At 52.6% G+C, this 10,845-nt stretch carries 11 protein-coding genes; all 11 read left to right on the top strand.

Annotated features, from left to right (window positions below):
* The first annotated feature begins 591 nt into the window (after nucleotides 1-591).
* The gene (gene rpmH / locus aalo17_RS12505) at nucleotides 592-726 is read left to right on the top strand and encodes a 50S ribosomal protein L34 (protein ID WP_075884638.1); all 135 of its coding nucleotides are present in this window, start codon (nucleotides 592-594) and stop codon (nucleotides 724-726) included.
* 42 nt (nucleotides 727-768) lie between these two features.
* On the top strand, nucleotides 769-1,137 hold the full coding sequence (gene rnpA, locus aalo17_RS12360) for a ribonuclease P protein component (RefSeq protein ID WP_067559997.1): 369 nt from the start codon (nucleotides 769-771) through the stop codon (nucleotides 1,135-1,137).
* The gene (locus aalo17_RS12355; protein ID WP_067559995.1) at nucleotides 1,127-2,140 is read left to right on the top strand and encodes a YidC/Oxa1 family membrane protein insertase; all 1,014 of its coding nucleotides are present in this window, start codon (nucleotides 1,127-1,129) and stop codon (nucleotides 2,138-2,140) included. The genes rnpA and aalo17_RS12355 overlap by 11 nt, the downstream gene beginning before the upstream one ends.
* A gap of 21 nt (nucleotides 2,141-2,161) precedes the next feature.
* Nucleotides 2,162-2,791 carry a Jag family protein gene (locus tag aalo17_RS12350; RefSeq protein ID WP_067559992.1) on the top strand — a complete coding sequence of 210 codons (630 nt, stop codon included), beginning with the start codon at nucleotides 2,162-2,164 and terminating at the stop codon, nucleotides 2,789-2,791.
* Between the two features lie 100 nt (nucleotides 2,792-2,891).
* Complete coding sequence (gene pth / locus aalo17_RS12345; RefSeq protein WP_067559990.1) at nucleotides 2,892-3,458, top strand: aminoacyl-tRNA hydrolase; 567 nt, start codon at nucleotides 2,892-2,894, stop codon at nucleotides 3,456-3,458.
* Nucleotides 3,459-3,465: 7 nt separating this feature from the next.
* A complete protein-coding gene (gene mfd, locus aalo17_RS12340; protein ID WP_067559988.1) occupies nucleotides 3,466-6,861 on the top strand; it encodes a transcription-repair coupling factor in 3,396 nt (1,131 codons plus the stop codon).
* A 1-nt stretch (nucleotide 6,862) separates the two neighbouring features.
* Entirely contained in the window at nucleotides 6,863-7,165 is a 303-nt protein-coding gene (locus tag aalo17_RS12335) for an RNA-binding S4 domain-containing protein (protein ID WP_067559986.1), read from the top strand.
* Nucleotides 7,152-7,583, top strand: coding sequence for a (deoxy)nucleoside triphosphate pyrophosphohydrolase (locus aalo17_RS12330; protein WP_145907746.1), 432 nt, complete (start codon nucleotides 7,152-7,154; stop codon nucleotides 7,581-7,583). The genes aalo17_RS12335 and aalo17_RS12330 overlap by 14 nt, the downstream gene beginning before the upstream one ends.
* Nucleotides 7,540-8,811 (top strand): HD domain-containing protein, encoded by a 1,272-nt coding sequence (locus tag aalo17_RS12325; RefSeq protein WP_236940487.1) that lies wholly within the window; start codon nucleotides 7,540-7,542, stop codon nucleotides 8,809-8,811. The genes aalo17_RS12330 and aalo17_RS12325 overlap by 44 nt, the downstream gene beginning before the upstream one ends.
* Before the next feature lie 33 nt (nucleotides 8,812-8,844).
* Nucleotides 8,845-9,189 (top strand): ubiquitin family protein, encoded by a 345-nt coding sequence (locus tag aalo17_RS12320; protein ID WP_067559983.1) that lies wholly within the window; start codon nucleotides 8,845-8,847, stop codon nucleotides 9,187-9,189.
* 5 nt (nucleotides 9,190-9,194) lie between these two features.
* Nucleotides 9,195-10,835: an arginine--tRNA ligase gene (gene argS, locus aalo17_RS12315; RefSeq protein ID WP_067559981.1), complete on the top strand. Its 1,641-nt coding sequence runs from the start codon at nucleotides 9,195-9,197 to the stop codon at nucleotides 10,833-10,835.
* Nucleotides 10,836-10,845 lie beyond the last annotated feature (10 nt).

Genomic DNA, 10,845 nt, shown 5'->3' with positions numbered 1-10,845 from the left:
GCATTTGTTCCTTTCCAGCGGTTTGCGTTTCCTATTCATTATACAAAAAAGCAGTTCGTAATCAGGTTTTCCCGGGGAAAACTTTTCCGGGAATGGGGCTTTTTTTCTCCCCATGGGGATAACCGGGTAGAAGTGCCTGACAGTTTTTCCCCCTTCCCCCCGACTTATCCCAGCCATTTTCACTCGGAATCCCTTTTAATTGCAGGGGTTGAGTGAGTTTTCCCCCAACTTTTCCCCATCTGTAAAATATCGGGGAAAACCTTGCAGGGCATATACAGGAATCAGGGGATAATCACCGGGAATAGTCCCCGAATAATACGATAGTTCAAGTCCGCTTACTGCAGTCAGGGGAAAACTATGGGGAAAACAATTAAAAGATGGGGAAAACCAGGGAATAAAATCTGCAAACTGTGTCCTATTTTATTCTAGTATTGGGGATACTGCATATATATTAAGGTAGTGAATGACGAGCCGTGATCCCGGACTCGCGTATTTTTTCCCTTTTTGTTTGACAGAGAACATTGACAGTGCATATAATCATGAAGCAATCTTATGTGACTAGAAGCAAGGGCAGACCGGGGGTGTAGACGAATGAAAAGAACATATCAGCCGAGCAAAATCAAGCATCAGAGAACGCATGGGTTCCGCGCCCGCATGGCAACAGTCGGCGGTCGCCGGGTACTTTCCCGCAGACGTGCGAAAGGCAGAAAAGTATTATCCGCATAGAAATCACCGGAAGGTGATTTTTTTGCGATTGGCAGAATCAGAATGAAAAAAGCAGACAGAATTTTAAAAAACCGGGAGTTTTCCTCCATCATTTCCCAGCGGCATATCGTCAAAACGCCATCCTTCATCCTCTACTGGCAGCCAAGGGCAGGAAAGAGGGCCAGAGTCGGCATTTCAGTGGGAAAGAAACTCGGCAATGCAGTCCACCGGAATCTTGTCAAGCGGCAGGTACGTTCCATGGTGGATTGCATATTTCAATTCGATGAGGACTATGATACGATTTTAATCATCCGGCCTGTTTACGCCCGGCACTCCTATCAGGAAAACCTGGAAGAACTCCGGAGTGCCAGAAAACGTCTCGGCCAGACTAACCGAAACAAAAAAAGGGGGAACCGCAACTATGCGCAGTAAATGGAAGATTCTCTTTCTTTGCGGATTTGTCCTCATGGGGCTGGCAGGCTGTTCAGCACCCCGGGGTACAGACGGAAAGACCAAAGTAGACCAGATCATTGCAAGTGAAAAAATTGAAATTCCGAAGAGTCAGGTCAATACCACCGAAATCGGTGATGAAACACTGAAAAAGGAATACGGCAAACTCAAAGACAGTGACACGATCACGATCGAACCCACCGGCTTTGGAGCAACGTTGTCGCAGAGCTGGTTCGACGGCCTCATTGTGTGGCCGATCGCCCAGCTGATCAACGTATTCGCCAGCTGGACGGATGCCGGTGTCGGCATCATTCTGGCGACGCTGCTCATTCAGCTCGTTGTGTTCGCATTCACGTATAAATCCCAGCTGGCTTCCCAGCGGATGCAGGAAATTCAGCCTGAGCTGACCAGAATCCAGAACAAATACAAAGACAAGACAGACGACCGGTCCCGGATGCTGATGGCGCAGGAGACCCAGAAGATTTACCAGAAGTACGACATCCATCCCTTTGGGACCATTCTGGTGACCTTCATACAGCTGCCAATCATGATGGGCATGTATTATGCCACCATGCGGGCCAGTGCAGTCGTCTATGGATCTTTCCTCGGAATGTCTCTGTCGGAAACCCCGATCGAAGCATTCAAGAGCCTGGGAACCGGCAGTGTGCAATGGGGCCCGATCATCATTTATCTGCTTATGATCGTCATGCAGATCGTGTCCCTGAAACTTCCGCAGTGGCTGAAAAAGTACGATGACAAGAAAAACGGAGTCCGCCGGAAGAAATATCTCAAGGAAAACGACAACCCCATGGCCAGCACCATGAACATGACCATGTACTTCACCACAGCCATGATTGCCTTCATGTACCTGTCCTGGCCCATTGCCATGTCTTTCTACTGGTTTGTGTCCAGCTGTGTCAGATCTCTCATGCAGCTGTATATGCATTTCGTTCTGATGAAGAAGCAGCAGAAGAAAGCTGCGTAGCGAATCGAAAGAGGGAACAGTATGGAGTTTTCCAGATTTACAGGCAAGACGCTGGAAGAAGCCCTGCAGGCGGCCGCCGCAGACAAAGAGTGTTCTGTCGAGGAACTTGCCTATACAGTGACGGAAGAAAAAGCCGGATTTCTCGGTATAGGACGAACGGTGGAAGTGGAAGTCTGGTGTGAGAAAGATGTCCGGACATTCATCCGCGACTATATCCAGACGTACTTTGAGAATGCCGGCCTGGATGGAACAACAGAAATCGAACAGGACAAAGACGGATTCTACCGGATCACGGTGGATACTGCCAACAATGCCATTCTCATCGGAAGAGCCGGCAAGAGCCTCCAGGCATTCAACCGCCTGGTCAAATCCGCTGTCTCTGCACAGTTCAGAAAAAGAATCCGTCTCCTGATCGATGTGAACGGTTATAAACAGGACCGCTATGAAAAGCTGACCAGAATGGCCATCCGACAGGCCAGGGATGTCAGACGGACAAAGGTGGATGCAGTCCTGGATCCGATGCCTGCCGACGAACGGAAAGTCATTCACAATGCACTGGCTGATATGAAGGACATCTCCACAAAAAGCGAGGGAGAAGGAGCAGCAAGACGGCTTCATATTCTCTATACGCCCGGCAAGGAAACAGAATAACACGAACGGGAGACACTCCCGTTTTTTCTGTTGATGACAAATGCTCAGGCTGCCTGCCAGAGCCGAACTATACGATTCATAGTGCAAAGGAGTATAACAGATGAAAATCATAGCAGGACTGGGAAATCCAGGGACAAAATATGAAAACACCCGGCACAATGCCGGATTTATGGCTGTGGATGAGCTGGCAGACCGGCTGAGTCTGGTTTTTTCACAGGAGAAATTTTCGAGCCAGTTTGCTAAAGGCAAAATCAACGGCGAAGATGTGGTGCTGCTGAAGCCGCAGACCTATATGAATGACTCGGGAATCGCGCTGCGGCAGTGCCTGGATTACTACAAGGCCTCTCCCCAGGATGTGGTGATTCTCTATGATGATGTTGATTTGCCTGTGGGAAAAATCAGAATACGCCAGAAAGGGAGCGCTGGCGGACATAATGGAGTAAAAAGCGTCATACACTGCATATTTACGAATGAATTTGACAGAATACGCATTGGAATCGGCAAAGATCCGCAAATTCCGATGATTGGCTGGGTCCTGGGCAAGTTCCCTTCCGAACAGAAGCAGGATCTTCAGACCGCTTTGGATGCTGCCGCAAAAGCAGCTGAAGACATCATCCTGAATGGAACCATGCATGCCATGAACAGTTACAACGCAAAAAAGGTATGATTTGCCCATGACACAGGAAATTCGAGACTGGCTCAAACACAACCCTGCTGTCCATGCACTCATGGACGGAGAAAACAGGCTTGGGAATCTGTTTCCCATGGAAGAAGCACTGGTCCTTGCCAGTGCCTTTTCTGCTGACAGAAAAACCCGGATCATCATAAAGAAAGACCGCTATGCGGCACAGCAGCTGTATGCAAGACTCAATCCGCTGGTGGAGGATGTGCTGCTGTTTACCAGCGACGAAAGTCTGCGGGTACAGGAAATCGCTTCCAGTCCCGAGGAGAAGGAAGAACAGCTGGATGTGCTGCAGCAGCTGGCAACTGATGAAAAACCACGTCTGATCATCACGAACACAGCCGGCTTTCTGCGCTTTCTTCCGGACAAAGACCTGTTTGCTTCCCTGATTTTTGACCTGAAACCGGGAATGGAACTGGATATGGCGTCCCTGAAAAAAGCGCTCAACAGAGCCGGATATTCAAAGGTGAATTATGTGGACCGTCCTCTGACCTACGCAAGCCGGGGAGGAATCGTGGATATATTCACGCTGGAATACGATCATCCGGTCCGGATCGAGTTTTTTGACACAGAAATCGACTCAATCCGTTTCTTCGATGAGAATTCACAGCGTACCATTCATACCACGGACTGCGTAAGAATCGTTCCGGCCACCGATCTGCTGTTCACAGAGAATCAGCTGGCTGAAATAGAAACAAAAGCCCGGGACCTTCTGAAAACTGCAGTGGCCCGTCTGGATGAGGAAGCGGCCCGGAGCCTCACGGAACAGGTGGAGGAAGACCTTCGGGGGCTGCGGACATATGACACTGCTGCCAGTCTGTACAGGATGTTTTCCCTGACATCTGCAGCCAGTCTGCTGGATTACGTCCCGGGAACTGTCATTCTCTCCAGCGAAGAAGAAGTGTTCCTGGCGGAGAAAAAGATTCGCACCGAAAATACTGCCTTTGTGCAGGAACTGGTGACAGAAAACCGTAGTCTTCCGGTCTATACACTGTTTCATGATCTGGTGACTCTTGAAAAACAGCGGCCGTTCCAGGTCATTCATCAGTTTGAAGACCTGAAGGATCCCATTGTGTCCGGAATCCGGCCTGTGGATGAAGTCCGGGAGCCACTGGATATTTTTCTGAAGAACATGCGGGAACAGACCTGGTTTGCCGTCAGTGACACAGAGGCAAAGCTGCTGAAAGACCGCGCCGAAGGCAGGAAAATCCGCCGGGTCGAGGGCTGGTATTACGAAGGATTCAGAACGGAAGACTTCGATGTGTATACGTCCCGGGAACTGTTTTCCAAGCCTGTCCGTCACCATCGGTATCAGAAGACGTTCAAGGAAGGACAGATGCTCTCCAATGTCCTGGAACTGGAGCCGGGAGACTATGTAGTGCACAGTCAGTATGGAATCGGGCAGTATCTTGGAACCGTGCAGCGGACGCAGAAAGGCCGCATTCAGGATTATCTGCATATTGCCTACAGGGGACAGGACGAACTGTTTGTTCCTCTGGCGCAGTTCCAGCTCGTCCGCAAGTACATCTCCAAGGAAGGGACTGGTGTCAGGCTGTCTCAGCTTGGATCCGGCCAGTGGCAGAAAACCCGGGAACGAGTCAGTCAGAAGGTCGAGGAAATCGCAGGACGGCTGGTGGAGCTGTATGCCGAGAGAAATGAAGAGATCGGCTTTGCCTTTCCGAAGGATGACGCCCTGCAGGTGGAGTTTGATGAGGCATTTCCCTACACGCCAACCCCGGACCAGCTCCAGGCAACGGCGGAGATCAAGGCAGAAATGGAAAAAGCCAAGCCGATGGATCACCTTTTGTGCGGGGATGTGGGATTTGGAAAAACAGAAGTGGCGATGCGCTGTGCCTTCAAGGCCATCGAAAGCGGAAAACAGGTGGCGTTCCTTTGTCCGACCACCGTACTGGCACTGCAGCATTACAAGACCCTGGAAAAACGGTTCGAATACACAGGGGCAAGAATTGAGATGGTGAGCCGGTTTACCCCGGAAAAAAAGCTGAAGGAAATCCGAAAGGGACTGAAGGATGGAACGGTGGATATCGTGGTGGGCACCCACAAACTGCTGTCGAAAACCATTCAGTACAAAGACCTGGGATTCCTGATCATTGACGAGGAGCAGCGGTTCGGGGTGGAGCACAAGGAAAAAATCAAGGAGATGAAAAACTCAATTGACGTCCTGTCACTGTCCGCCACCCCCATTCCCAGAACTCTGCAGATGTCGCTGATCGGCGTGCGGACCATTTCCCAGCTCAATACACCGCCGGCACACCGTCATCCCATTCAGACATATGTCATGGAGAAACGGAGCACGGTGGTGCAGGAAGTCATTGCCCGGGAACTGGCCAGGGATGGACAGGTGTTCTATCTCTACAATCATGTATCGAACATCAACGCCGTGGCTGCCCACCTGCAGGCACAGTTTCCCGATGCACCGGTCGGCGTCGCGCATGGCCGGATGAGCCGGGATGACATTGAGCAGGTGATGCTGGATTTTGCCAAGGGGAAATATAAGATCCTGGTCTGCACGACCATCATTGAAACGGGCCTGGATATAGAAAATGCCAATACCATGATCATCGAAGATGCCGATCATTTCGGTCTGTCCCAGCTCTACCAGATCCGGGGACGGGTGGGGCGCAGAGACAGGATCGCCTATTGTTATCTCATGGTGCAGCCCAGGAAGCAGATCACGGAACAGGCCGCAAAACGGCTGCGGTCCATCCGGGAATTCACGCAGCTGGGATCGGGGTACAAGATTGCCATGCGGGATCTGACCATCCGGGGTGCTGGCGACATGTTGGGACCGCAGCAGGCCGGGTTCATCGACCAGGTCGGTCTGGATCTGTATCTGGAGATGCTGTCCGAGGCGATTGCCCGCAAACAGGGAAGAATGCCTGTGAAAAAAGAACCGGAGAAGTCGGCGGCCATCAGCATTGGGGGATATATTCCGGCGGGATTCACCGACAATGACGGGGACAAACTGGCTCTGTATCAGGAAATCCGGGATGCAAAAACACCGCAGCAGCTGGAGGCCTGTGAAAGCCGCGTGACGGATCTCTTTGGACGGATCCCGAAAGATGTCATGGAGCTGTTCGAACAGAGGCGGCTGGATCTCTTTGTCATGCAGCCAGGCGTGGCGGGTCTGAAAGAAACACCGGCTGCCTATGTCGTGACGATGGATGCCGCCTGGTCTGGCAGTGTGGATGGGCGCAGGCTGTTTGAGGAGGTCTCGGCCCTGTCCAGACAGGTGAAGCTGCGGATGAAAAGCGGTCAGATAGAAATCCTGGTGGATCGCAAGAGCCGTCGGCCGGTACACCTGCTGCTGGAGCTTTCGAAGCTCCTGATGCAGGACTCGCTGAAAAAAACCGCGAAAGGAGAATAATATGAGACTGGACAAATATCTGAAAACGGCCCGGATCCTGAAACGCCGGGAAGCGGCAAAGGAGCTGGCTCTGCAGGGGCGCATCACGGTGAATGGCCGCCGCGCAAAGCCGGGCACAGAGGTGGAGACCGGAGATATGCTGGTGCTGGAATTCGGAAACAGGCGTCTGACTGTACGGATCCTGGATGTGAAGAAACAGGTATCCAAAGCTGCAGCGGCTCTGCTGTTTGAAGTGGTGGAAGAAACCAGGATCGAAAATCGGAGGACGCCGGGGGATGAAGGAGACTCTGGTGAAAACAGTTGATGTGGTCTGCGGCGCGCTGATCCGGAACGGAAAGGTGATGATTGCCCGCCGGGTTTCAGATGTGTCCGGGGGCTGGTATGAATTTCCGGGAGGGAAAGTGGAGCCGGGAGAAACCGGTCCGGAGGCACTGAAACGGGAATGGCAGGAGGAACTGGGGATGGAAATCACGGATATCCAGTGGCTTGCCGACGGAGAGGACCGGCAGCCGGATGGACTGATCCGTCTTCGGTGCTATACCTGCACGAGTACACAGGACCCGGAACTGCGTGTACATGATGACATGGTCTGGACGACACCCGATCATATTTATGACTGGCATTTCTTTGAGTCCGACCGTCATCTGGTTGAGGCGCTGAAGCGCAGGATGGAAGGCGATGCGCTGCATCGGCAGACAGGACCGCAGGGTGATGCCGGGTAGTAACCTGAATGAGCCCCGGGTTCTGCGGGATCCAGTGCATGGATATATCCATATCACCAGTCCCGTGATCTGGAGACTGCTGGATACCCCGGAATTTCAGAGACTGCGGCGGATCCGGCAGCTGGGCGGTGTGTTCCAGGTGTATCACACAGCGGAGCATTCCCGGTTTTCCCATTCTCTGGGGGTGTATGAGATTGTCCGCAGGATGACGGAGGAAGTGCCTGATATCGGTGGATCTCTGTCCCGGCAGGAGAAACTGGTTGTCCTGTGTGCGGCACTGCTGCATGATGTCGGTCACGGGCCGTACTCCCATTCCTTTGAACGTCTGTCTCACTGTTCTCATGAGCAGATGACCATGCGTCTGATTCTCGAGAATACAGACATACACACGGTGCTGGCGGAAGCGGACCCGTCTCTCCCTGCACAGGTTGCGGCGGTCATTCAGGGGACCTGCCCCAATCCGCTGTTATGTGACCTGATTTCCAGTCAGCTGGATGCGGACCGGATGGATTATCTGCTGCGGGATGCCTATGAGACGGGTACCAGTTACGGGACATTTGATCTGGAGCGCATTCTTCGCTGTCTGCGGGTCAAAAACGGACGCCTGTGCATCAAGGAAAGCGGCATGCATTCGGTGGAGGACTATATCATGGCCAGATATCATATGTACTGGCAGGTGTATCTTCACCCGGTCGCCAGAGCCTATGAAGTGATGCTGCAGCTGTTTTTTGACCGCTACAGTGAGGTTCGAAGCCAGCTGAAAATCGACCTTCTGGAAAATGTCTTCCGTCTTTCGGAACTGACCTGTTTTCTGGAACTGGATGATTACCGGCTGGTGACCGGGCTGCAGCAGGCGTCAGTGTCCGATGACCGGATCCTGGCAGATCTGGCTGACCGGCTGCTGAACAGACGGCTGTTTGACTGGATCGAAGAACCGGATCCTTCTCAGGAATTTCAGATCCGTCAGCGGCTGGAACAGGCCGGGCTGCCGACTTTGTTTTATCTCCGGGAGGATGTATCCGGGAGCAAGGTCTATCTTCCCTACCATGAAGACCGGGCACAGATCCGGGTACTGTGTGCAGATGGCGAAGTCCGGAACCTGTCACATCAAAGTGCCATTGTCAGTGCACTGGATACCATGAAACCCTCTGTCTCCAGACGTCTGTATTTTCCAAAGGAAGCAGGCCTCTGTCTGCAGAATGAAGCTGCAGGAGGGAAAAATGATTGAAATCAAAGCGGAGCATGGTACGATACTAGCGCCATGTCAGACATTCGTTTTATAAAGGGAGATACCCTTCTGTTTCAGGGACCCGGACATCTGGAAGAACTCCCGGACGGTCTTCAGATAGAGTTTGAGAGTCCTGATTTCAGTCAGACCTGGATTCTTGGAAAGAAGCGGCTGGAAATCGTTTCCAGAACAGAAATGACAGTCCGGATGCAGCTGCGGGACGGAGAACACTGTCCGGTGCACATTGACAGTCCCTGGGGCTGCATGGAAACCACAGCTGTTGTCCGCAGGCTTGAGATTGCCGACGGGCAGGCAGAAGCGGTATATGAGCTGGAAGGAGACGTGCATCGGTTCCGGCTGGAATGGACAAAGGAGTGACGAGGATGGAATCAGCGGATACAAAACTCAGAAATGCGGTCAGTGAGGCCCTGAAGCAGGCATTTGACCTGGACAAGCCTGCAGACGAGATTGTCATTGAGACACCGAGAAGCAGGGAACACGGAGATTTTGCGGCGAATACAGCGATGCAGCTGGCACGTGTCCTGCGCAGGAACCCGCGGCAGATTGCCGAAGCACTGGCACAGGCTGTGGACAGGGAGAAGTACGGGATTCAGTCCGTGGAGGTCGCCGGACCGGGATTTCTGAATTTCACCATGGCACAGGATTCGTTTGCGGCAGCGGTCGGTCAGATCCTTCGGGAAAAATCCGATTACGGCAACGGTGCTCCCAATGGCATCCGCGTGAATCTTGAGTATGTATCGGCCAATCCCACCGGTTCGCTGCACCTTGGTCATGCAAGAGGCGCTGCCTGGGGTGATTCCGTGAGCCGGATCATGAAAAAAGCCGGATATGATGTGACCCGGGAGTATTACGTCAATGATGCGGGAAACCAGATTGCCAACCTGGCCAGATCCCTGCAGGCGCGGTATCGCCAGGCCCTGGGTCTCGAAGCGGAAATTGGCGAGGACGGGTATCTGGGAGAAGACATCCGTCTCAAGGGCAAAGAGCTTGCAGATGCCTATGGGGATGTTTATATAGAAGAGACGCCGGAAAATCTGGATTTTTTCCGCAGGGAAGGAATTTCCTTTGAACTGGATAAAATCCGCCGGGATCTGAATGATTACCGTGTGGGCTTCGATGTGTGGAGCAGTGAACAGACCATCCGGGATGCCGGACTGGTGGACAACGTTCTGGCTCGTCTGAAGGAAACGGATCAGAGTTACGAACAGGATGGAGCCACCTGGTTTGCCTCGACCCGCTATGGGGATGACAAGGACCGTGTGCTTCGGAAACAGGATGGATCCCTGACCTATCTCGTTCCGGATCTGGCCTATCACGATACCAAATACGGGCGTGAGTATGATGAAATCATTGATTTCTTCGGGGCAGATCACCATGGGTATGTTACCCGTCTGAAGGCTGGCATGCAGGCACTGGGCAATGACCCGGAAAAGCTGCATGTGGATATCATTCAGATGGTCCGGCTGGTCAACGACGGGGAAGAAATGAAGATGTCCAAGCGTCTGGGAAATGCCACCACGATCCGCGAACTCTGCGAACGTGTGGGCGTGGACGCAGCGCGATACTTTTTTGTGCAGCGGGCTCTGGATTCACATCTGGATTTCGATATGGAACTGGCTGCCCGAAAATCCAATGAGAACCCGGTTTACTACGCACAGTATGCACATGCCCGGATGTGTTCCATTGCCAAAGGAGCCAGGGGCCTGGAACCTGCAGAAGATGTCACGGGTCTTGAGCACGAAAAGGAACTTGCCCTGATGAAGGTTCTGACCGAATTCCCCAAAGTGGTGCAGGATGCAGCAAGAACCAGACAGGTGCATAAAATCGTACACTACATACAGAATCTGGCTTCGCATTTTCACAGCTTCTACAATGCCTGCAAGGTCATTGACCCCGATGCACCCGAACTGTCGGCAAAGCGGCTTGCCCTGGTGAATGCAGCCAGGATCGTCCTCGCAGAGGCTCTGACTCTTATTGGCGTCAACGCGCCGGAAACGATGTGAACATTCAAGG

The sequence above is a fragment of the Faecalibaculum rodentium genome (genome assembly GCF_001564455.1).
Lineage (GTDB): Bacteria > Bacillota_I > Bacilli_A > Erysipelotrichales > Erysipelotrichaceae > Faecalibaculum > Faecalibaculum rodentium.
This window is presented reverse-complemented; position numbering and strand designations above follow the sequence as displayed.

What these genes read in the sequence shown, in the direction of transcription:
- aalo17_RS12320 (WP_067559983.1), top strand. Translation starts at nt 8,845, where the DNA reads ATGTCAGACATTCGTTTTATAAAGGGAGATACCCTTCTGTTTCAGGGA.
- aalo17_RS12335 (WP_067559986.1), top strand. Translation starts at nt 6,863, where the DNA reads ATGAGACTGGACAAATATCTGAAAACGGCCCGGATCCTGAAACGCCGG.
- aalo17_RS12325 (WP_236940487.1), top strand. Translation starts at nt 7,540, where the DNA reads ATGCGCTGCATCGGCAGACAGGACCGCAGGGTGATGCCGGGTAGTAAC.
- aalo17_RS12355 (WP_067559995.1), top strand. Translation starts at nt 1,127, where the DNA reads ATGCGCAGTAAATGGAAGATTCTCTTTCTTTGCGGATTTGTCCTCATG.
- rpmH (WP_075884638.1), top strand. Translation starts at nt 592, where the DNA reads ATGAAAAGAACATATCAGCCGAGCAAAATCAAGCATCAGAGAACGCAT.
- rnpA (WP_067559997.1), top strand. Translation starts at nt 769, where the DNA reads ATGAAAAAAGCAGACAGAATTTTAAAAAACCGGGAGTTTTCCTCCATC.
- mfd (WP_067559988.1), top strand. Translation starts at nt 3,466, where the DNA reads ATGACACAGGAAATTCGAGACTGGCTCAAACACAACCCTGCTGTCCAT.
- aalo17_RS12350 (WP_067559992.1), top strand. Translation starts at nt 2,162, where the DNA reads ATGGAGTTTTCCAGATTTACAGGCAAGACGCTGGAAGAAGCCCTGCAG.
- argS (WP_067559981.1), top strand. Translation starts at nt 9,195, where the DNA reads ATGGAATCAGCGGATACAAAACTCAGAAATGCGGTCAGTGAGGCCCTG.
- pth (WP_067559990.1), top strand. Translation starts at nt 2,892, where the DNA reads ATGAAAATCATAGCAGGACTGGGAAATCCAGGGACAAAATATGAAAAC.